This window comes from Variovorax beijingensis (assembly GCF_007828835.1).
Lineage (GTDB): Bacteria > Pseudomonadota > Gammaproteobacteria > Burkholderiales > Burkholderiaceae_C > Variovorax > Variovorax beijingensis_A.
Genome location: NZ_VIVL01000003.1, coordinates 142,346 through 162,009, shown reverse-complemented (window position 1 = coordinate 162,009; position 19,664 = coordinate 142,346). Strand labels below are relative to the sequence as shown.

Below are 19,664 nucleotides of genomic sequence, written 5' to 3'. Positions count from 1 at the left end.
GACCGACTCGATGAGCAACACTTTCAAATGAAGATTGAAAATCTCTCGGACCTCCAGGTGCTGGTGCAGACCGCGCGCGGCGGCACGCTCACGGCCGCGGCCCATGCGTTGGGCATGACGCCGGCGGCGGCCAGCGCCACGCTCAAGCGGCTGGAAACGCAGCTCGGCGCCCGGCTCTTCGAGCGCTCGACCCGCGCCATGCGCCTGACCTCGCAGGGCCAGACGCTGCTCGACTACGCCGTACGCGCCTTCGAGCTGCTCGCCGAAGGCGAGTCGCTGGTCACGGCCGAGCGCGGCGAGCTGGTCGGCACCTTGCGCGTGGCCGCCCCCTCGGACCTCACGCGCAGCACGCTGCTGCCCTGGTTCGACGAATTCCTGGCGCTGCATCCGGGCGTGCAGCTGTCGCTGTCCGTCGGCGACCGGCTGCTCGACGTGACGCGCGACGAGGTCGACGTGGCGCTGCGCTACGGCGCGCTGGCCGATTCGCGGCTGGTGGCGCGGCCGTTCGCGCTGACCCATCCGCTGCTCACCGCATCGCCAGACTACCTGCGCCGCCACCCCGCGCCAAAGACGCCGCAGGACCTGGTGCATCACAACTGCCTCACCTTCGATCGCGGCGGGCGCCGCCATCGCACCTGGCGCTTCGCGCAGAACGGGCAGTGGACCGAAGTGCGCGTGAAGGGCGACCGCAGCGTGGACGACGCCTCGCTTGCGCGCGAGTGGGCGGTGGCCGGCCGCGGCATCACGTTGAAGTCCGCGCTCGACGTGCGCAACGACATCAGCACCGGCCGGCTGGTGCACCTGCTGCCCGAATGGGACACCGAGCCCTATCCGCTGCACGCCCTGCTGCCGAGCGGGCGCTTCGTGCCCGCGCGCGTGCGGGCGCTGGTGGATTTCCTGGCGCTGAAGTTCGAGGCGCTGACGGCCGTCAGATCATCGGCGTGACCGCGCCGTCCATCGCGACGATCGCGCCCGTCACATAGCTTGCCCTCGGCGAGGCCAGGAACACGACCGTGTTGGCAATTTCCTGCGGCGTGGCGATGCGCCCGAGCGGCAGGCGCGCCGTGGCGCGCTGCAGTGCCTCGTCGCTGCCGATGCCCTGCAGCTTCGCGTCCGCCTTCAGGCCTTCCTGCAGCCGCTCGGTCAGCGTGAGGCCGGGGTTCACCGCGTTCACGCGCACGCCCTTGGCCGCATAGGCCGCGGCCATGCCGGCGCTCACCAGCATCAGCGCCGCATTGGCCGCGCCGCCGGCCATGTGCACCGGGCTCGCCACCTTGCCGCCCTGGCCGATCACGTTGACGATCGCGCCGCGGCCGCGCCGGCCCATGCGCTTGACCACCGGATCGATCATGTGGATGTAGGTGAAGTACTTGGCATCCATCGCGTCGTGCCAGGCGGCGGCATCCAGCTCGTCGGGCGGCGTGCGGCGCGCGGCGCCGGCCGAATTGACCAGCACGTCGACCGGGCCGAAGGCCTGCTCGGCCGCATCGAGCGCGGCCACGGCGCTGGCCGGATCCTTGAGGTCGGCCGCATGCACCGAGACCCGGCCCCCGGCCTGCGCGAACGCTTCGGCCAGCGTCTTGCGGCCCCGCTCCAGGTTCTGCAGGTCGCGCGACACGAGGCTCACGCGCGCGCCCTCCTGCAGGAAACCCAGCGCGCAGGCCAGGCCGATGCCCTTGCTGCCGCCGGTGATGAGAACGTGCTGGTCCTGGAGCTGGAGATCCATTGAAAAATCCTTGAAGGGTTGCTGCGAACCCGGGCGATTGAATCACCGACGCGAAACCCCTGCAGCGATGCGGCCGTACCGGTCAGCGCGCGGCGGCGGCCGTTTGCAGCGCGGACTCCGGCAGGCCGCGGGCCGCGTCCTCGGCATGGCGCAGCTGACCGTCGCGGTCGTGGTGCACCAGCAATTGGCGGGCGCGCTGCCAGGTGGACAGGCGCGCCGGCGGCACCGCGATGTAGGAGGCCAGCGCGAACAGCGACGACTGCTCCTGGTCCGGCGGCGTCTCGCGCAACTGCTGCAGCCGGCGGAACGGCGCCATCAGCAGCATCGAGACCAGGATCACGCCGATCACGGTGGCATAGAGGCCCAGCAGGTGCAGCACCTCGGGCTGCGAGCGAGCGCCGAGCACGTAGGGCCATGCGTACCAGACTGCGCAGAACCAGATCGCCACCGTGACGGCCGGGCGCAGCACGCGCAGCCACAGGTACATGGCCAGCGTGCGCCGCGGCGAGCGGCCGCTGCCGAAGGCGCGCAGCGAAATGCGCGCGGCATCGATGATCGGCTCTTCTCCTTTGGGCTGGCCCCAGGAGCGGCGCCGTACCGGCGGCGGGGTGTGGGATTCAGGGTGGTGGTGCATCGGAAACTCCTCGGTCAGGGCTCGTCCACACCGCACGCTTGCCGCGGCGGCGCATCAGGGCTTTGGGAAGGGCGATGACGGTGGCCGCCATCGTGATGGTCCAGAAAGCGATCGGGTACCAGATCGTTCCGGCGAAATAGCGCAACAGGTCGCGGTCGTAGCGGCGATCGATCCACAGGCTCAGCAGCATCTGCAGGATGCAGGTCATGGCCAGCAGCGTGCCCTGCCAGTGCGGCAGCAGCGCCGAATGCCAAGCTGACGCCGCGGGCAGCCACGGCCGCAGGAAGCCGATGACAAGCACCAGCGCCATCGCATAAGCCCACACCACGCTGACCATGTACTCCGCATAGATCAGCCACATGCGCCATTGCCGCGGCCGCAGGATGCGCGTGGTGTAGCGCAGCATGGTCTGGATGCCGCCGACGGCCCAGCGCAGGCGCTGCTTCCAGAGGCCGCGCAAGGTCTCGGGCATGAGGATCCAGCACAGCGCGCGCGGCTCGAAGCGCAGCTGCCAGCCGCCGAGCTGGAGCTTCCAGCTCATGTCGATGTCCTCGGTGAGCACGTCGGGGCTCCAGAAGCCCACGTCGATCACGGCGCGGCGGCGGAACATCGCGATCACGCCCGACACCGTGAACAGCGTGCCCACCAGCTGCTGCGAGCGCTTGATGAGCCCGATGATCGAGGAGAACTCGCCCACCTGCATGCGCCCGAGCAGCGTGGTGCGGGTGCGGATGCGCGGATTGCCGGTCACGGCGCCGATGCGCTCGGACTCCAGCATCGGGTTCAGCATCCAGGCAATGGCGTTGGCGTCCACCAGCGCATCGCCGTCGATGCCCAGGATGTACTCGCCGCGCGCGAGCTGGCAGGCGGTGTTCAGGCCCACGGCCTTGCCCTGGTTGCTGGCGTTGTGGATCACGCGCAGGCAGCTGTATTCCTGCGTCATCGCATCGAGCAGCTCGCCCGTGCCGTCGGTGCTGCCGTCGTTGACCGCGATCACCTCGAAGTTCGGATAGCGCGTGCGCATCAGCTGCTCGATCACTTCGCGCAGGTGGGGCGCCTCGTTGAAGCAGGGCACCACCACCGTCACCAGGGGGCGCGACGCAAGCAGGTCCAGCGGATCGATTTCGACGTCGCGCCGGCGTTCGAACACCCAGGCATGCGACAGCCCGCCCGCCATCCAGACATAGGCCATGAAGAAGGGGTAGTAGAAGACAAAGCCGAACAGCAGCGGTGGCAGCGCCTCGGACAGGGCGTGGAGGGTGTTCATGGCGAGCGGCCTTCTTCGGGCGGCGGCGCCAGTGCGGGCAGCGCGCGCGGCAGCAGCGCGCGCACCGAGATCGCGCGGCGCACCACCTCGAGCGAGGGCTGGTTGGCGAGGAAGTCGTCGGGGTAGTAGCCCAGGTGCCGCACGCCCATGCGGTGCAGCAGCGCCCACTGGCGCGCGAGCTCCTCGTCGGGCACAGGCCGGCCGGTGCGCCAGTCGCGTGCCTGCAGTTCGAAGACGGTGCCGTCCAGGCCGCGCGGCGTGCCGGCCGCGCGGCGCGCAAGGCGTGCGAGCCAGGCCTGCGCATCGGCCTCGCGCTCCATGCGCGGCATGGCCATCAGCGCCACGTAGTCGTAGGCCGCGAGCGCGGCTTCGTAGTCCTGCGCGAACCATTGTTCCGCCGCGGGTTCGAGCATCGGCCGAGCATAGAGATTGCGCGCGGTTTCCAGGCCGGGCCGCCATGCGCCCGCGCGCGCGGCGAGCTCCTGGGTGAATGCCGTCAGGTACCGCGTCTTGGCACGGGTCCAGCGCGCCATCAGGGCCGGATCGGCACGGATGGCCGCGACATCGGCCGGCAAGCCCCAGCGACCGTATTCGGCGAGCGCGGGCGGGCTTGCGTCTTCGTCGTCCGACAGCATCGCGTCGTCGTGGAACAGCAGGCCCTCGAAGAAGGCATGGCGCGCGAGGTCTTCGTAGATGCCGCCGATCAGCGCACGCACTTCGGGGTCGAAGGGCGAGAGCCGGTGGTAGCGGTCCGCGGGTGTGCCGCCGTCCGCGGTGCGTACCGTATGCGCCGCGAGCGGGTTCGACGCCGGCAGGCGAAACGCCATCACCGGCATCCAGGCATAGACCTTCACGCCGGTGCGGCTACGCAGTTGCCAGGCCGCGCGGCCGAAGAGGTCGGCGCGCATCGGCAGCTGGCGGTTCGGAAAATAGAGCGCATCGGCCACGCCGTCGCCATCGGGATCGGCATAGGCCTGCAGGAACACGGCGCGCGGACGTATGGCCGCGACGCGGTCGAGCAGGGCCGAGAGGTTGCGCTCCTGCTGTGCCGGATCGGGGTCGTAGACGTAGTCCAGGTCGACGTGCATCACGCGGTTGACCGGCCGCAGCTCGCCGCCCACGGGGCTGCTCAGCAGACGGGCGTATTCGGGCGCCTCGTTGTCGTAGGCCACCAGCGCGCGGCGGATCCGCGACAGCGGCACCGAGGCCGTGTTCGGCCCGTCGTCGAGGGTGAAGGTGACGGGCATCCCCGCGCGCTCGGCGGCCTTCAATGCCGCGCTGTTGTAGGCGCCGTAGGGCCACACCATCGCGCGCACCCTGGCGCCGGTGCGGGCCTCGATGATGCCGCGGCTGCGGCGCAGGTCGGATTCGATGCGCTGCACGTAGGCGTCGTCGTCCTCGTAGCGGCCCGTGGCCGGGTCGTAGCGGTGCGTGGCGGCGGCCGGCAGCATGTTGCCTTGTGGATTGGCCTGCACGCCGTTGTGCATGGCATGGCTGTGGCTGGCCAGCTCGACCAGGCCGGAGCGCGCCATTTCGGCGGCCTCGCTCCAGCGCAGGAAGTCGCCGCGCGGCGCGGGCTTGTCGCCGTAGGGAACGCTTGCGCCCTCCGGCACGTCGAGCCAGCTGGTCACCAGCGCCAGCAGCGCGGGATAGCCGAAGCGCTTGAGCAGCGGGAAGACCTTGGTGTAGGCGCTGCGGTAGCCATCGTCGAAGGTCAGCAGCACGGGCTTGGGGGGCAGCGGCCGGCCGCCGGCGCGCGCATCGATCGCCTGCTGCAGGCTGATGGGGTGGTAGCCGTTGTGCCGCAGCCAGGCGAACACCTCGGCCAGCTTGCGCTCGTCGATGGCGGTGCCGTCGGGCGAACTCTCGAAGCTCGCGCGCACGTTGCTGCGCACGTCGTGGAAGGAGAGCACGCGAAAGCTCAGGCCGTCGTCGGTATCGGCGGGCGGCAGCGGCTGGGCCGCGCCGGGCAGCGCGAGCGCCAGCAGCAGCCAGGCCATGGCCGCGCGCAGCAGGGTGGTCAGGTTGGTTCGCATCAGGGCAGGGGCATCGAAAGATTCAGGAAGACGCTGCGCTGCCGTTCGCGCACGCCGTCATAGGGATGGCTGGAGATACCCAGCCCGTAGCGCAGGGTCAGCTTCGGCCCCAGGTTCCACTTGTGCTCGTAGCGCACGCTCCACAGCGGGCCAGTGCCGAAGCCGGCCTGGCGATAGCTGCCGCCGCCGATCTCCACGGCCTGGAAGAACTGCCTGTCGTCGCTTTTCCAGTGGAGCCATTGCGCGCGCACGGTGAGCAGGGCGCTGGCATCGCGGGGCGGGTTGAAGTACGCGGCCTCCTGCTGCCGGCCGCGGCTGGCGCCGGCGCCGAGCCGGGTCTCGAGCTGGAAGCGCGGCGTGCTGACCCAGCGTTCGCGCCAGGTGAAGTCGAGGCCGTTGCGCCGGTTGCCATCGCTGAAGTCGAGCCGCTGCCATTGCAGCTCGAAGCGGCGCGACTCGTCGACCACGTAGTTCACGCCCAGGCCGGTGTCGCGCGCGCCGATGCGTGCAATGCGTGCCTTCCAGGGCAGTTCCTTGCTGTCGCCGTCGAAGGTGGCCGAGAGCCGCCATGCGTCCCCGGCGCGGTAGTCGACGCGTGCGGCTGCGCTGGTGCGATAGGGCCCGGTGTTCGAATGCTGCACGGCGCCCTCGGCCAGCCAGCGGCCGCGCTGCCAGGCGAGTCCGATGCCGCCGCGTGCCCAGTTTCCGTTGCCGTCCGAAGTGTCTGCGCGGCCCAGCACCTGGTCGTAGAAGATGCGCCATTCGTCGTCGATCAGCCCCGAGCTGAGCCGGCTCGCAACGCGCCATTCGCGGTTCGCGATGGCGGCGGCGCCGGAGGCTGCCTCGGCATCGAGGTCGAGCCGCGGGCCGGTGGCTGCGCGCCGCTTGCGGGCCAGGTCGCGCACCTGGGCGGTGTCGGGTGCGTCGGCCTCGAGCGATTCGGCGCGGCGGCGGGCCTCGCGGAATTCGCCGGCATCGAGCAGCGCCTCGACATGGCCGGCGCGTGCGCCGATGTCGTGCGGGTGGTCGGCGGCCAGTGCTTCATAGCGCGCGAGCGACGCTTCGGGGTGGTCGCGCAGCCGTTCGGCCAGGCCTGCGCCGGCCGCGAACTCGGCGTTGAGAGGCGCTTCGCCGGTCAGCAGCGCGAAGCGCCGCTGCGCGAGCGCATGCCGGTCGCCGTAGAGCAGCAGCATGGCGCGCATGCTGTTCGCTTCGGTGTACTCGCCATTCGGCAGGCCCGCTTCCGGCGCGAGGCGCAGCGTGGCGGGCGTGGCGCCTTCGATGCGCGCGAGCAATGCATCGGCGTCCTCGAAGCGGCCGGTATCGAGGTAGGCGTAGGCCAGTCCCTGGTAGATCGGATCAGCCGCCGGCAGTGCCGGGCCGCTGCCGGCCACAGCCGCCTCGAACAGCGGCACCGCATCGACCGAGCGGCGTTCCTGCGCGAAGGCGCGGGCCGCGGCGCCGAGCGCATAGGGCGGCAGGGTCGATCCGTCGGCGCGCAGTGCCTCGAACAGCGCAATGGCGTCGGCCGGGCGGCCGCGCTCGACCAGCGCCAGCAGCCGATCGGACTGCAGCTGCAGGCGAACGGAGCGCCACGCATCGGCATCGGCAGGGTCGGCGTGCAGTGCCGATGCATCGAGCCGGGCCAGCGCGATCTGCTGCTGCGCCAGCACCTTGTCGAGCGCGGCCACGCGCGCCGTGCCGATGCGCTCGTCGCGCTCCAGCACGGCCCAGCGCAGTTGCTGTGCGAGCGCCTGCTGTTGCAGCGTGGACAAGACCAGCGCCATGAAGGTGCCGGGATTCGCGCGCTCCGCTGCTTCGGCCTCCTCGAAGGCCGCAGATGCGGCGCCGCTCGACGCCAGCAGCAGTTCGGCTTCGCGCTGCGCATCGCGCGAAGCCGGCAGGCGGGCGCGCCAGACGGCGATGGCCTCGCCCTGCAGCGCGAGGTCCTGCGTACGGCGCGCTGCCAGGGCCAGCGGGCCGAGCGCGTAGTCGTGCAAGCTGGCAGGCGGCCCCTGCCGGCCCAGGGCCGCGGCATCGGCGAACCGGCCGTCTGCAGCAGCGATCGCCACGGCGTCGGAAATGATGCGTTGCCGCTCGGCATGGCCCGGTGCTGCCGCCAGCCATGTTCTCAACTGCTGCAGCGCCTGCAGCGGCGCGATGCGATTCGCGCGATAGGCGTCAATCAATGCATCGTGTTGCTGCGGCGTATAGGAGGCCGCAGCGTGATCGGCCGCCGCGGGCGAGGCGATGGCAACCGGGGCCGCCGGTGCGGCGGAGGCGCCGAACGCCAGCAGGCAGACGACCGGAGGCAGCTTCCGCAAAGCCTGTGTGAGGTATCGAGGCCATGGGTCGGCCGGCGCCGCATTGCGTCCAGCCACGACCGTGCCTCCATCGTTCTTGTGGATTGACACTCTGCTCCCTTTGATAGCACTCCTGCACGGCGAATCGCCGTTCAGGGCAGAACTTCTCGAAGCCACGAAAGCTGTATTGAAAAGTTCCTAGAAAGTGACTCTATGGGAGTTTGTTAACAAACTACTCACAAGCGATGAAAGATGTGACCAGAGCGTGAACTGATTCGCAGATCAAGGGGCATCGAGGCTTCCACGTGCGCTTCGCACGGGCCATCTGGGCGCCGGCAGCGCCTCAGCCTAAGATCGCGAGATGCACGCACAACCGGCCTCCCTGCCCCGCTTCTGGTCCCAGCTCACCACGCGCGATTTCGCGGCGCTCGACGCGGCTGCCACGGTCGCGGTGCTGCCCCTCGGCGCCACCGAGCAGCACGGGCCCCATCTGCCGCTGGGCGTGGACACGGTGCTGGCCGACGGCATCGTCGCCGCGGCGCTGCCGCTGCTGCCGGCCGCGCTGCCGGTGCTGTTCCTGCCGACGCAGCAGATCGGCCTGAGCCCCGAGCACGCGCGCTTCGCGGGCACGCTCACGCTGTCGGCCGAGACCTTGATCCGCATGTGGAAGGAGATCGGCGCCGGCGTGGCGCATGCCGGCGTGAAGAAGCTGGTGCTGTTCAATGCGCACGGCGGCCACGTGGGCGCGATGGACATCGTGGCGCGCGAGCTGCGCGCGGCGCACGGCCTCATCGTCTACAGCGTGAGCTGGTTCAACCTGCCGCTGGGCGATGCGGGCGCGCAGTTCGGCGCCCACGAACACCGCTTCGGCGTGCATGCGGGCGAGATCGAGACCTCGATGATGCTGGCCCTGGCGCCGCAGCAGGTGCGCATGGGCGAGGCGAAGAATTTCCGCTCGACCTCCGAGCAGCGCGCGGCCGGCTACGCGATTCTCGGCAACGGCAAGAGCGCCAAGCTCGGCTGGGCCATGGAGGATTACAACGCGCAGGGCGCAGCGGGCAACGCCGCCGCCGCGACGGCGCCGCGCGGGCAGGCTGTTGTCGATGCGGCTGCGGAGCAGCTCGCACTGTTGCTGGCGGAGGTGTCTCGGCTGCCGCTGGATACGGCCCGTACGGGGCCGCTGCCGTAGCGTTCAGGCCGCCGCGTCAACGCCCCCCAGCACCTCGGCAAACATGCCGGAATCGACATTGCCGCCGCTCAGGCAGATGCCCACCGTCTTCCCGCGCCAGCGCTCCTGCTGCTGGAGCGCGCCCGCCAGTGCCGCGGCGCCTGCGCCTTCGGCCACGTTGTGCGTGTCGCTGAAGAGAATGCGCATGGCCTCGGCCACTTCGTCGTCGGTGACGGCGATCACGTCATCGGCCTCGCGCAGGATCACCTCCAGCGATTCAGGCACCGGTGTGCGGCAGGCCATGCCGTCGGCCAGCCGCGTGCCGGCCGGCGACTCGACGGGCCGGCCTGCGCGGAACGAATCGCGGTACGCCGTGGCATGCGCCGACACCACGCCGACGAGCCGGGTCGACACGCCGCAGTGCGCCCGCGCGGCGGCCGCGGCTGCGAAGCCGGAGCCCAGCCCGATCGGGATGAACAGCACGTCGGGCGGTGCATCTTTCAGTGCGCTGAAGAATTCGACATACGCCGTCGACACGCCGCGCACCAGCTCGCGGTGGAACGAGGGCACGCGGTGCATGCCGTCGCGTTCGGCGAGCAGGGCCGCATGCTCCGCGGCCGCCTGGAAGTCGTCGCCATGCTCGACCAGCTGCACGCCCAGCGCGCGCATCGCGGCGTTCTTCTCGACCGAGTTGCCGTGCGGCACCACGATGGTGGCCGCGAGCCCGTGGCGCCGCGCCGCAAAGCCGACCGACTGCCCGTGGTTGCCGCGCGTGGCGCTGATGGCATGGCGCACGCCGGGTTGCTCGCGCGCCAGCGTCTCGAAATAGGTCAGCCCGCCGCGGATCTTGAAGGCGCCCGCCGGCGTGTGGTTCTCGTGCTTGGCCCACACCGTGCAGCCGAGGCGCCGCGCGAGCAGCGGCCATGCATATTGCGGCGTCGGTGGCATGGCGGCGCCGACGGTGCGCTGCGCGTCTTCGATTTCTTCGCGGCTGAATCTCACGCGCTTTCCTTTTTCACTTGCGTTCCGTCAGCGCCACGCGCACCGCCAGTGCGGCCAGCACGCTGCCCATGACGTAGCGCTGCGCGCGCAGCCAGCCGGCGCTTTGCGAGAGCACGGCCGTGATGCTCGCGGCGCCGAGGATCATCACGGTGTTGACCGCGGCGCTGCTGGCCATCTGCGCGACGCCCAGCTGCATGCTCTGCAGCAGCACCGAACCGCGCTCGGGGTGGATGAACTGCGGAAAGAACGAGAGGTAGAACATCGCGACCTTCGGGTTCAGCAGGTTGGTGAGAAAGCCCATGCGAAACAGCTTGCCCGGCGGATCGGCCGGCAGCGCGCGCGCCTCGAAGGGCGCATTGCCGCCGGGCCTGACCGCCTGCCATGCGAGCCACAGCAGGTAGGCTGCGCCGGCCAGCCGAATGGCGTCGAACGCGAGCGGCACGGCCAGCAGCAGCGCGGTGAGGCCGAGCGCGGCTGCGAACAGGTGCGCAAGAAAAGCCATCATCACGCCGCCGAGCGAGACCAGTCCGGCGCGCCGGCCCTGGATCAGCGTGCGCGACACGCAATAGATCATGTTCGGCCCCGGCGTGAGCGCCAGCAGCAGCGAGGCGAGTGCGAACCAGGCGATTTCGGTCAAGCTCAGCATGTCAGAGTCCTTCGGATTGAAGCGTGACGGGGCCGCGGGGCGTGTCGAGCACGGCCGCCAGGTTGGGCGCGCCGGCCTGCACCGCCAGGCCGGCCATGCCGATGGCCGACAGCGCCGCAGAAAGGTCGGCCGCGCGCGGATGCGTGGCCTGCAGCGAGCGCATCGCCAGCCCCGAGGCCGGCATGGCGTCGGTGGGGTGCACCGGGCCCCACTGGATCAGCGTGGGCAGCGCGCCGTAGAAGAGGCGCTGGCCATCGTCGCGCACCGTGATCTGCCATTCGAGCCGGCCGGCGGGCGTGTCACGCGAGGCTTCGAGCAATTGGCCGCGGTCGATGTGCGCGTGCTCCTCGCGCGCCAGCGCCTGCAGCGCGGCGTGGGCGTCGGGCACGCGCGCGACGAAGTGCACCAGCCGCGGTCCGCGCCGCACAAGCCCGGCCTGCAGCACGGGGTCGTCGAGGTCGAACCAGCGGCGCGTGCCGGGGCGCGAGGGCCGCTTGCCGGGCTCGATCGCGATGATTTCGAGGTAGGCCTGCGGGAACGCCTCGGCCGCGATGTTCAGCAGCCGGTTGTGCGTGCCCATCAGCGGATGTGAGCCACCAGGGCCGGGCGTGACGCCCAGCGTGGCCTCGCACCACGCCACGCCCTCAGCCAGCGAGGCGGCGGCGATCACCAGATGGTCGAGTTGCGCGCGCATGGTGCTTTGCCTTACAGCGTGACCTGGCCGTCGATGCAGGTCACGGCATCGCCGCCGACCCACACCTTGCCGTCGGCGTCGCGCTCGATGTACACGCGCCCGGAACGGCCGAGGCACTGGCCCTGCGCGGCCGTGTAGCGCGCGGGCATGTGGCCGTCGGCAATCAGCCATTCGGCGAGGCTGGCGTTGAGGCTGCCGGTGACCGGGTCTTCCTCCACGCCGATGGGCGCGGCAAAGGCGCGCACTTCGAGGTCGATCTTCGGGCCGTCTTCGTCTCCGGTGGCAACGGCCTTGCCGCCGAAGGCGCGTGCCTCGCGGTTCGAGCGGCCGATCAGCATCGACGAGCCCTGCTCGGCGGGCATGCCCGCCACGCCGGCCTTCACGCCCAGCTCCTTGAGCATGCGGTGGTCGGGCACGAGCCGCAGGACCGTGTCCGCATCGCTCAGCAGCAGGCCGAACCACACCGGGCCGTTGTCGAGCACCTGGGCCGCGACCACCTGCTGCGCCTTCAGGCCCAGCGCGCCCGCCACCTTGGCCAGCAGCGTGGGGCTGGGCGCGCTGCGCTTGAGCGGCGGGGCCGAGAAGGCCAGGCGTTCGCCTTCATGGCGCAGCGGCACCAGGCCGGCCGCGCACTGCTGCACGATCCGGCCCGCCGCCTTGGGCTTGCCGCCGGCCTGCAGCCAGGCGTGACAGCTGCCGATGGTGGGATGGCCGGCAAAGGGCAGCTCGCCGCCGGGCGTGAAGATGCGCACGCGGTAGTCGGCCGTGGGCTGCGTCGGCGGCAGCAGGAAGGTGGTTTCCGACAGGTTGGTCCACTGCGCAAAGCGCTGCATCTCGGCGTCGTCGAGGCCACCGCCGTCGAGCACCACGGCGAGCGGATTGCCGAGGTAGGGCGTGGCGGTGAAGACGTCGACTTGTTTGAACGGGCGGGGTTTCATGTTTTTCATTCGAGCGGGAGATCGAGCACGCCGCGCGTGCCCGGCCGGGAGATCAGTTCGCCATACCAGCGTTCCAGGTTCGGCCAGCTGGGCCGCTGGTACTCGGCCGGCGGCAGGCCGAACCAGCGGTGCGCCTCGCAGCCGATGGGAATGTCGGCCATGGTGAAGCGGTCGCCGGCCATGAAGGGCTGGCGTGCAAGATGCGCATCGAGCATGGCGAACAGCGCCTCGCTCGCATGGACCGAGGCAGCGATCAGCGCCGGGTTGCGCTCGGCCGGCAGCGTGCGCACCCATTGCACGAAGGCGTCGCGGCTCGCGCGGTTGAGCGTGGTCTGCTGCCAGTCCATCCAGCGCTCGGCATCGAAGCGCGCGGGCAGCTCGCTCGGGTAGAACTTGCCATGCGAATGCCTGGCGCAGAGATAGCGCACGATCACGTTCGATTCCCAGAGCGTGACGCGATCGCTGCCTTCGCCGTCGTCGATGGTGGGCACCATCGCGTTCGGGTTGAGCGCCAGGTATTCAGGCGTCTGCACCACGCCGAAGCGGCCGCCGGCCTCGGTGCGTTGGAAGTCGAGCCCGAGTTCCTGCGCGCACCAGACGACCTTGCGCACGTTGATCGAACTGATGCGGCCCCAGATGTTGAGCATGGTGTTTTCAGCTTCCTTGGACAGGTGTGGCGGACAGGGCGGATGGCACGGCGGGACGGTCGAGCAGCAGCAGGCGGATCGCCAGGCCGACCATCACCAGGGCCAGCAGGCCGCGCTGGAACTTTTCAGTCCCCGGGCGCCGCTGCAGCCATCGGCCGACCTGCCCGCTGCAGGCGCCGAGCAGCGTGTTGAACGCGAGCGCGGCTGCCGACAGCATGACGCCGAGCTGCACCAGTTGCAAGGGCACGCTGCCGCGCGCCGGGTCGACGAACTGCGGCAGAAACACCATGAAGAACAGCAGCGCCTTCGGATTGACGAGGTTGTTCAGGAACGCCATGCGCACGATGCGTGCGAAGGCGGACGGCTGCGCACGCGTACCCGTGGGGAGGCCGCCGCCGCTGCGAACGGCCTGCACCGCAAGCCACAGCAGGTACAGCGCGCCCGCGTAGCGCAGCAGGTCGAACGAGGGCGGCCAGGCCGCCACCAGCGCGGTCACGCCGGTGGCGGCGAACAGCGTGTGCACCAGGTCGGCCGACGAAATGCCGAGCGCCGCCGCGAAGCCGCCGCGCGGGCCATGGGCCACGCCGTGCGAGAGCACGAAGGCCATGTTCGGTCCCGGCGACAGGAACAGCGCGAGAACGGCCAGCAGGAAGAGCGCGAGCGTGGCGAGGCTGATCATGATGAGTGTCGTGCAGCGCTTCCTTCAGGCCGCGTCGGCCGTGGCCGCCGCAACCGTGGGGAGATAGGGCGCGATGTTGCGCAGGGCGCGCGCCACGTAGTCTTCCTTCTCGCCCACCGGCGCAACATAGTGCAGCGCGCTCCTTGCGGCCTCGATGCCTTCGCTGCGTGCGATGAGCCAGGCCGCAAGGTAGGGCGCCGACAGGCAGCCGCCCGCCGTTGCCACGTTGCCGCGCGCGAAGAAGGGCTGGTTGAGCACCTCGACGCCGGCTTCCTGCACCCAGGGCTTGGTCGTGAGGTCGGTGCAGGCCGGCACCGCGCCCAGCAGGCCCAGCTTGGCCAGCAGCAGCGTGCCGGAGCACTGCGCGCCGATCAGCTGCCGCTTCGCATCGAGGCGGCGCAGCGCGCCCATGATGGCCGGATCGGCCGCGATCTCGCGCGTGCGGATGCCGCTGCCGACGAGCACCGCGCCGGCTTCGGCGGCCGCTTCGAGCGTGGAGCTCGCATGCACGGTGACGCCGTTCATCGAGGTGACCGTGGCGCTGGGCGCAGCCAGCGTCACGCGCCAGCCCGGCCTCTTGATGCGGTTGAGCACGCCGAGCGCGATCAGCGAGTCGAGTTCGTTGAAGCCGTCGAAAGTCAGGATGGCGATGTGCATGGTGGTCTGCCTTGTGCTGCGCCTCAGACGGGCTCGGGCGCGAGCCTGCGTTCGCCCAGCAGCGCCAGTTCTTCGCGCAGCGTCAAGGCCAGCGCGGCGATGGCGGTATCGATTTCCTCGACGCTGGCCGTCACGAACGACAGCCGCAGCGTGCGCGGATCGCCCTGGTCCGCATAGAAGGGCGCACCCGGCACGAAGGCCACGTTGCGCTCCACCGCCTTGGGCAGGAGCGCCACCGTGTCGATGCCCTCGGGCAGGCGCGCCCACAGGAACATGCCGCCCTTGGGCGCGTTGAACTTCACGTCCAGCCCGGCCATCTCGCGCGTGAGCGCGGCCATCATCGCGTCGCGCTGGCGCTTGTAGAGCGCGCGGATGGTCGGCACGTGGCGCTCGAGGAAGTTGTCCTTCATCACGGCCGAGACCATGCGCTGCGTGAAGATCGGCGTGTGCAGGTCGACCGCCTGCTTGGCCTGCAGCAGCTTCGGGAAGATGGCCTTCGGCGCCACCAGGAAGCCCAGGCGCAGGCCCGGTGCGAGCACCTTCGAGAACGAGCCCAGGTAGATGCAGCCTTCGGGGTTGCGCGCGGTCAGCGGTAGCGGCGGGGCTTCGTCGAACCACAGTTCGCCGTAGGGGTTGTCCTCGACGATCGGCAGGCCGGCGGCGGCCGCGGCGGCCGACACGGCGGCGCGGCGCGCCTCGGTCATGGTGCGGCCGGTGGGGTTCTGGAAATTGGGCAGCAGGTAGATGAAGCGCCCATCCTTCGCCTTGGCCACCAGGTCTTCGACGATCACGCCCTCGTCGTCGCTCGCCACGCTCACCGGGTTCGGCTCCATCGGGCCGAAGGCCTGCAGCGCGCCCAGGTAGGTGGGCGTTTCGACCAGCACCTTGCTGCCCGGATCGATGAGCACCTTGGCCACCAGGTCCAGGCCCTGCTGCGAGCCGGTGGTGATGAGCACCTGCGCGGGATCGACGTTCCACGGCAGCATGTCGGCCACGGCCTGGCGCAGCGGCGCATAGCCTTCGCTCGCGGCGTATTGCAGCGCCGCCTGGCCGTCGTTGTGCAGCACCTCGGCGCAGGCGTCGGCAAAGGCCTGGATCGGGAAGGTCTTGGGCGAGGGCAGGCCGCCGGCCAGGCTGATGATGCCGGGGCGCTCGGTGACCTTGAGGATTTCACGCAGCACCGACGGATTCATCTTGGCGGCGCGGGCGGCGAGTTTCCAGTTCATGGGGTTTTCTTTCAGGCGGGTGAGGTGAGATCAGGATTGTTCGGCATGCGCTGCACGCGGTGAAACGGCAGGAACGGGCTGCGGCTGCGAAAGGCGCTTGCCGAGCACCACCGTGCAGACCACGGCCATGGCAAAGCCCAGCGTGACCACGTCGAGCGGTTCGCCCAGCAGCGGAATGGATGCAAGGATAGAGAGAAAAGGCTGCAGCAGCTGGGTCTGGCTCACGCGCAGCGCGCCGCCCAGGGCCAGGCCGCGGTACCAGGCGAAGAAGCCGATCCACATCGAGAACACGCCCACGTAGACGAAGCCCAGCCAGGCCGACGTGGCGATGGGCTCCGTGGGCCACATGGCCAGCGTGGCGGGCAGCGTCACGGGCAGCGCCATCACGCAGACCCAGCAGATCACGCGCTCCGCGCCGAGCGACGGCGTGACCTGCGCGCCGTAGATGTAGCCGAACGACGCCGCGACCACTGCGCCGACCAGCAGCAGGTCGGCCCATTCGAAGCCGAAGCCATGGCCGCCCTGGCTCGCGCGCAGCACCGAGAACACCACCACCAGCAGGCTGCCCGCGATGGCGCAGAGCCAGAAGCCGAGCCGCGCGCGCTGGTGCAGCACCCAGGCCGCGACCGCCGCGGTCACGAGCGGCAGCAGCGCCGTCACCACTGCCGCGTGGCTGGCCGTGACGACGCGCAAGGCGTAGCCCAGCAGCAGCGGATAGCCGATCACGTTGCCGAGCACCGCCATGCCAAGCGGCTTCCACTGGTGTGGCGCGGGCCGCGGCGAGCGCGTGGCGAGCAGGAAGACCGCGGAGAGAATGCCCGCCAGCGCGGCGCGTCCGAGCGTGACGAACCAGGGCGACAACTGCGGCGCGTCCTGCGTGCCGGTGGCCAGCCGCGTCATCGGCAAGGTGACAGCGAACAGCGCCACGCCGATCACGCCCAGCCACATGCCCAGCGTCTCGTCCTTGAGGGGGAGGCGGCTGCTCATTGGATGACCTCCGTGCTTCGCACTGCGGTGCGAGCTTGCTTGGGGCGGCCCGGCGCGGCGCTCATACGCTCAGCATCCACCAGGCCGTGAGCACCAGCACGAGCCCCATCGCACGGTTGAACCACAGCAGGCGCTTGCCCTTGGAGAGCCATTCGCGCAGCAGCGCGCCGGCCAGCGCATAGGTGAAGTTGCTGATGAAGGCGTAGACCAGCATCACCGGCGCGACGATCGCAAAGCGCCCGATCGCATCGGGCTGCCCCGCGATCCAGCCGGCCACCAGCGTGAGCGCGAGCAACCAGGCCTTGATGTTGACGAACTGCAGCATCACGCCCTGGCCGAAGCCGACGTTCAGGCCGGCGCCGTCCGCGCGGCCGAGCGTGCCGCTGCCGCTCAGCTTGTAGGCCAGCCACAGCAGGTAGCCCACGCCCAGCGCCTTGATGGCCAGGCGCAGCGAAGGCACCGCCACCACCAGCGCGCCGATGCCGGCGGCGCACAGCACCAGCAGCAGCGTCCAGCCGACCGGCACGGCCACCACGAAGCGCATCGCGCGCGGCAGGCCGCCATTGGCCGCCAGGGCGGTGGAAAGCGTGGTGTTGGGACCGGGCGAGAAACTCATCGCCGTGGCCAACACCAGCAGCGCGGTGAATTCTTGCCAGTTCATTGCATACACTCTAAACTTTCACACCATTACAGTTCCGATACAGTTGGTCGAACATATACCAAAACTGTATTGGTCTTTCTTTCGACACAGAAGCCGGGCCCAGATGCTGACACGAACCTCCACCCAGTCGCTCACGGGGCAATTGGCCGACCGGCTGGCCGAACGCATCCGCACCCGGCTGCTGCCGCCCGGCGCACGCCTGCCCTCGGTGCGCGAATGCGCGCGCCAGCAGGGCGTGAGCCCCTACACGGTGGTGGCCGCCTACGACCAGCTGCTGGCGCAGGGCCTGGTCGAGGCGCGCCGCCAGCGCGGCTTCTACGTGCGCGATTCGGCGCCGGCGCAGGAGGGCCGCCCGCCCAATGCGGCGCCCATGGTCGCCCAGATGATGGCCTCGCGCGTGCCGGCCGATGCAAGCTCGCTCATCCGCAGCATGTTCCACCGGCCCAGCGACAAGCCGCAGCCGGGCATGGGCGTGTTCCCGCCCGAATGGATGTCCTCCACCTTCATGCCGACGGCCGTGCGCCGCATGACCAGTACAGCGGCGCTGCAGGAGCTGTCGCTCCAGTACGGGGAACCCTCGGGCGACGCCGCGCTGCGCCGCAGCCTCTCGAACAAGCTCGTGGGCATCAACGTGCCCGCCGCGCCCGACCAGATCGTGACCACGGTGGGCGCCACGCATGCGCTCGACATCGTGAGCCGCACGCTGCTGCGCGCCGGCGATCCGGTGATGGTCGAGGAGCCCGGCTGGGCGCTGGAGTTCGCGCGGCTCGAGGCGCTGGGCATGCGCATCCTGCCGGTGCCGCGCCGCGCCGACGGGCCCGACCTGGAGGTAATGGCGCAGTACTGCCAGCTGCACAACCCCAAGCTCTTCGTCAGCGTGAGCGTGCTGCACAACCCGACCGGCTACAGCCTCACGCCCGGCAGCGCGCACCGCGTGCTCAAGCTCGCCAACGAGCACGACTTCCACATCGTCGAGGACGACACCTACAGCCATCTCGCGCCCGAGCACGCCACGCGGCTCAGCGCCCTCGACGGGCTGCAGCGCACCATCTACGTCAGCGGCTTCGCCAAGATCCTGGCGCCCAATTGGCGCATCGGCTTCCTGGCCGCCTCGCCAGAACTGAAGGAGCGGCTGCTCGAGACCAAGCTGCTGGCCACGCTCACCACGCCCACGCTGTTCGAGCGGGCGCTTTCGTGGTGCATCGACCAGGGGCAGCTGCGGCGGCATGCCGAGCGCATCCGCATCCGGCTCGACGGCGCGCGCGGCCGCGCGGTGAAGCTCGCGATGGCGCACGGTTGCAGCTTCGCGTCGGAGCCGGCGGGCCTGTTCGGCTGGGTCGACACCGGCGTGGACACCGACGCGCTCACCCAGCGCATGCTCGACCAGGGCTACCTGCTCGCGCCGGGCTCGCTGTTCCATGCGCGGCGGCCGCCGAGCACGATGATGCGGATCAATTTCGCGACCTCGCAGGACGCGGCGTTCTGGAAGGTGTTCAGCAAGGTGCGCGCGGAACTCTGACGGCTCGAACGGGCGGGGCTGGCAGGCCCAAAACGGCGGTGCCTTGGAGTAAGCTGGCATCACAAGAAAACCCAACCCGGAGACCTCCGCATGAGCAATGCCAGCCAACCCTTCGACTTCAGCCAATTCGTCCCCGGATTCGATTTTCTGAAGAACCTTGCCGGCGGTGGCGCCGGCGGTTCGGCGGGCGGCGCGGTGCCCGGGTTGCCAAGCCTCGCGAGCTGGGTGGCCCCCACGCTGAGCGTGGAAGAGGTCGACAAGCGCATCCAGGAACTCAAGACGGTGCAGTACTGGCTCGAGCAGAACGGCCACGCGCTCAAGGCCACCATCCAGGCGCTCGAAGTGCAAAAGATGACACTTTCGACCTTGCGCGGCATGAACGTGCGGATGGAAGATATCGCCAGCGCGTTCACCAAGCAGGCGGCCGCCGTGGCGCCCGCTGCTGCTGCGCCGGCACCCGCACATGCGGCTGCCGCGCCGGCCGAACCGGAAGCCGAGCCCGAGGAAGAGGCTCCGGCGCCTGCGAAGAAAGCGCGCAGCAAGCCGGCTTCAGGCGGTGGTGGCGGCAATGGCGGCGCCGGCGTGATCGATCCGATGCAATGGTGGGGCTCGCTGACCGAGCAGTTCCAGCAGATCGCGAGTTCGGCGCTGCAGGATGCGGCCCAGCTCAAGGTGCCGGCCATGGCCCAGCCGATGGCCGATGCGGTGGGCAAGGCCATGGGCAAGCCGGCGGCGGCTCCCACGGCCTCGAAGCCCGCGGCCAGGAAGGCGGCAGCGCCCGCCGCCGCAAAGAAGGCATCGGCCGCCGCGCGCAAGCGAACGGCCGGCCGGCGCTGACGTCATACACACACATTTCTTGAAGAGAACGGGTTGG

At 70.2% G+C, this 19,664-nt stretch carries 19 protein-coding genes; 4 read left to right on the top strand and 15 right to left on the bottom strand.

Annotated features, from left to right (window positions below; all coding sequences use genetic code 11):
- Positions 1-27: 27 nt before the first annotated feature.
- Positions 28-945 (top strand): LysR family transcriptional regulator, encoded by a 918-nt coding sequence (locus tag FB547_RS11365; RefSeq protein ID WP_145742283.1) that lies wholly within the window; start codon positions 28-30, stop codon positions 943-945.
- Here FB547_RS11365 and FB547_RS11360 read toward each other — a convergent pair.
- The 5 genes from FB547_RS11360 to pgaA form a co-directional block, all read right to left on the bottom strand.
- Positions 929-1,726, bottom strand: coding sequence for an SDR family oxidoreductase (locus FB547_RS11360; protein ID WP_145742281.1), 798 nt, complete (start codon positions 1,724-1,726; stop codon positions 929-931). The genes FB547_RS11365 and FB547_RS11360 overlap by 17 nt on opposite strands.
- 82 nt (positions 1,727-1,808) lie before the next feature.
- Entirely contained in the window at positions 1,809-2,360 is a 552-nt protein-coding gene (locus FB547_RS11355) for a PgaD family protein (RefSeq protein ID WP_145742279.1), read from the bottom strand.
- Positions 2,344-3,627 carry a poly-beta-1,6-N-acetyl-D-glucosamine synthase gene (gene pgaC, locus FB547_RS11350; RefSeq protein ID WP_145742277.1) on the bottom strand — a complete coding sequence of 428 codons (1,284 nt, stop codon included), beginning with the start codon at positions 3,625-3,627 and terminating at the stop codon, positions 2,344-2,346. The genes FB547_RS11355 and pgaC overlap by 17 nt, the downstream gene beginning before the upstream one ends.
- Positions 3,624-5,663: a poly-beta-1,6-N-acetyl-D-glucosamine N-deacetylase PgaB gene (gene pgaB / locus FB547_RS11345; RefSeq protein ID WP_145742275.1), complete on the bottom strand. Its 2,040-nt coding sequence runs from the start codon at positions 5,661-5,663 to the stop codon at positions 3,624-3,626. The genes pgaC and pgaB overlap by 4 nt, the downstream gene beginning before the upstream one ends.
- Positions 5,663-7,987 (bottom strand): poly-beta-1,6 N-acetyl-D-glucosamine export porin PgaA, encoded by a 2,325-nt coding sequence (gene pgaA / locus FB547_RS11340; RefSeq protein WP_186454147.1) that lies wholly within the window; start codon positions 7,985-7,987, stop codon positions 5,663-5,665. Before pgaA ends, pgaB begins: the two co-directional genes overlap by 1 nt.
- A gap of 340 nt (positions 7,988-8,327) precedes the next feature.
- On the opposite strand from pgaA, the gene FB547_RS11335 reads away from it, so the two are divergent.
- Positions 8,328-9,155 carry a creatininase family protein gene (locus tag FB547_RS11335; RefSeq protein WP_145742271.1) on the top strand — a complete coding sequence of 276 codons (828 nt, stop codon included), beginning with the start codon at positions 8,328-8,330 and terminating at the stop codon, positions 9,153-9,155.
- A 3-nt stretch (positions 9,156-9,158) separates the two neighbouring features.
- Here FB547_RS11335 and FB547_RS11330 read toward each other — a convergent pair whose 3' ends face one another.
- The 10 genes from FB547_RS11330 to FB547_RS11285 all read right to left on the bottom strand — a co-directional run bounded on the left by FB547_RS11330 (position 9,159) and on the right by FB547_RS11285 (position 17,271).
- Positions 9,159-10,136 (bottom strand): threonine dehydratase, encoded by a 978-nt coding sequence (locus FB547_RS11330; RefSeq protein ID WP_145742269.1) that lies wholly within the window; start codon positions 10,134-10,136, stop codon positions 9,159-9,161.
- A 13-nt stretch (positions 10,137-10,149) separates the two neighbouring features.
- Positions 10,150-10,782 (bottom strand): LysE family translocator, encoded by a 633-nt coding sequence (locus FB547_RS11325; protein WP_145742268.1) that lies wholly within the window; start codon positions 10,780-10,782, stop codon positions 10,150-10,152.
- Position 10,783: 1 nt separating this feature from the next.
- Entirely contained in the window at positions 10,784-11,476 is a 693-nt protein-coding gene (locus FB547_RS11320) for a VOC family protein (RefSeq protein WP_145742265.1), read from the bottom strand.
- A gap of 11 nt (positions 11,477-11,487) precedes the next feature.
- Entirely contained in the window at positions 11,488-12,414 is a 927-nt protein-coding gene (locus tag FB547_RS11315) for a PhzF family phenazine biosynthesis protein (protein ID WP_186454146.1), read from the bottom strand.
- A 5-nt stretch (positions 12,415-12,419) separates the two neighbouring features.
- Positions 12,420-13,061 carry a glutathione S-transferase family protein gene (locus tag FB547_RS11310; RefSeq protein WP_145742261.1) on the bottom strand — a complete coding sequence of 214 codons (642 nt, stop codon included), beginning with the start codon at positions 13,059-13,061 and terminating at the stop codon, positions 12,420-12,422.
- Positions 13,062-13,068: 7 nt separating this feature from the next.
- Positions 13,069-13,740 (bottom strand): LysE family translocator, encoded by a 672-nt coding sequence (locus tag FB547_RS11305; protein WP_145742259.1) that lies wholly within the window; start codon positions 13,738-13,740, stop codon positions 13,069-13,071.
- A gap of 24 nt (positions 13,741-13,764) precedes the next feature.
- Positions 13,765-14,397 (bottom strand): DJ-1/PfpI family protein, encoded by a 633-nt coding sequence (locus FB547_RS11300; protein ID WP_145742257.1) that lies wholly within the window; start codon positions 14,395-14,397, stop codon positions 13,765-13,767.
- Positions 14,398-14,420: 23 nt separating this feature from the next.
- The gene (locus tag FB547_RS11295; protein ID WP_145742255.1) at positions 14,421-15,623 is read right to left on the bottom strand and encodes a PLP-dependent aminotransferase family protein; all 1,203 of its coding nucleotides are present in this window, start codon (positions 15,621-15,623) and stop codon (positions 14,421-14,423) included.
- A gap of 30 nt (positions 15,624-15,653) precedes the next feature.
- The gene (locus tag FB547_RS11290; protein ID WP_145742253.1) at positions 15,654-16,610 is read right to left on the bottom strand and encodes a DMT family transporter; all 957 of its coding nucleotides are present in this window, start codon (positions 16,608-16,610) and stop codon (positions 15,654-15,656) included.
- 61 nt (positions 16,611-16,671) lie between these two features.
- Entirely contained in the window at positions 16,672-17,271 is a 600-nt protein-coding gene (locus FB547_RS11285) for a LysE family translocator (protein ID WP_145742251.1), read from the bottom strand.
- Between the two features lie 103 nt (positions 17,272-17,374).
- Between FB547_RS11285 and FB547_RS11280 the strand changes: the two genes are divergently transcribed.
- Positions 17,375-18,790, top strand: a complete 1,416-nt coding sequence (locus FB547_RS11280; RefSeq protein ID WP_145742249.1) for a PLP-dependent aminotransferase family protein — start codon at positions 17,375-17,377, stop codon at positions 18,788-18,790.
- Between the two features lie 90 nt (positions 18,791-18,880).
- Positions 18,881-19,627 (top strand): PhaM family polyhydroxyalkanoate granule multifunctional regulatory protein, encoded by a 747-nt coding sequence (locus FB547_RS11275; protein ID WP_145742247.1) that lies wholly within the window; start codon positions 18,881-18,883, stop codon positions 19,625-19,627.
- The last annotated feature ends 37 nt before the right edge of the window (positions 19,628-19,664 follow it).

Coding starts and splice junctions, on each gene's coding strand:
- FB547_RS11290 (WP_145742253.1), bottom strand. CDS start 16,610: ATGAGCAGCCGCCTCCCCCTCAAGGACGAGACGCTGGGCATGTGGCTG.
- pgaC (WP_145742277.1), bottom strand. CDS start 3,627: ATGAACACCCTCCACGCCCTGTCCGAGGCGCTGCCACCGCTGCTGTTC.
- FB547_RS11280 (WP_145742249.1), top strand. CDS start 17,375: ATGCTGACACGAACCTCCACCCAGTCGCTCACGGGGCAATTGGCCGAC.
- FB547_RS11315 (WP_186454146.1), bottom strand. CDS start 12,414: ATGAAACCCCGCCCGTTCAAACAAGTCGACGTCTTCACCGCCACGCCC.
- FB547_RS11335 (WP_145742271.1), top strand. CDS start 8,328: ATGCACGCACAACCGGCCTCCCTGCCCCGCTTCTGGTCCCAGCTCACC.
- FB547_RS11360 (WP_145742281.1), bottom strand. CDS start 1,726: ATGGATCTCCAGCTCCAGGACCAGCACGTTCTCATCACCGGCGGCAGC.
- FB547_RS11275 (WP_145742247.1), top strand. CDS start 18,881: ATGAGCAATGCCAGCCAACCCTTCGACTTCAGCCAATTCGTCCCCGGA.
- FB547_RS11300 (WP_145742257.1), bottom strand. CDS start 14,397: ATGCACATCGCCATCCTGACTTTCGACGGCTTCAACGAACTCGACTCG.
- FB547_RS11285 (WP_145742251.1), bottom strand. CDS start 17,271: ATGAACTGGCAAGAATTCACCGCGCTGCTGGTGTTGGCCACGGCGATG.
- FB547_RS11365 (WP_145742283.1), top strand. CDS start 28: ATGAAGATTGAAAATCTCTCGGACCTCCAGGTGCTGGTGCAGACCGCG.
- FB547_RS11305 (WP_145742259.1), bottom strand. CDS start 13,740: ATGATCAGCCTCGCCACGCTCGCGCTCTTCCTGCTGGCCGTTCTCGCG.
- FB547_RS11320 (WP_145742265.1), bottom strand. CDS start 11,476: ATGCGCGCGCAACTCGACCATCTGGTGATCGCCGCCGCCTCGCTGGCT.
- pgaB (WP_145742275.1), bottom strand. CDS start 5,663: ATGCGAACCAACCTGACCACCCTGCTGCGCGCGGCCATGGCCTGGCTG.
- FB547_RS11310 (WP_145742261.1), bottom strand. CDS start 13,061: ATGCTCAACATCTGGGGCCGCATCAGTTCGATCAACGTGCGCAAGGTC.
- FB547_RS11295 (WP_145742255.1), bottom strand. CDS start 15,623: ATGAACTGGAAACTCGCCGCCCGCGCCGCCAAGATGAATCCGTCGGTG.
- FB547_RS11355 (WP_145742279.1), bottom strand. CDS start 2,360: ATGCACCACCACCCTGAATCCCACACCCCGCCGCCGGTACGGCGCCGC.
- FB547_RS11325 (WP_145742268.1), bottom strand. CDS start 10,782: ATGCTGAGCTTGACCGAAATCGCCTGGTTCGCACTCGCCTCGCTGCTG.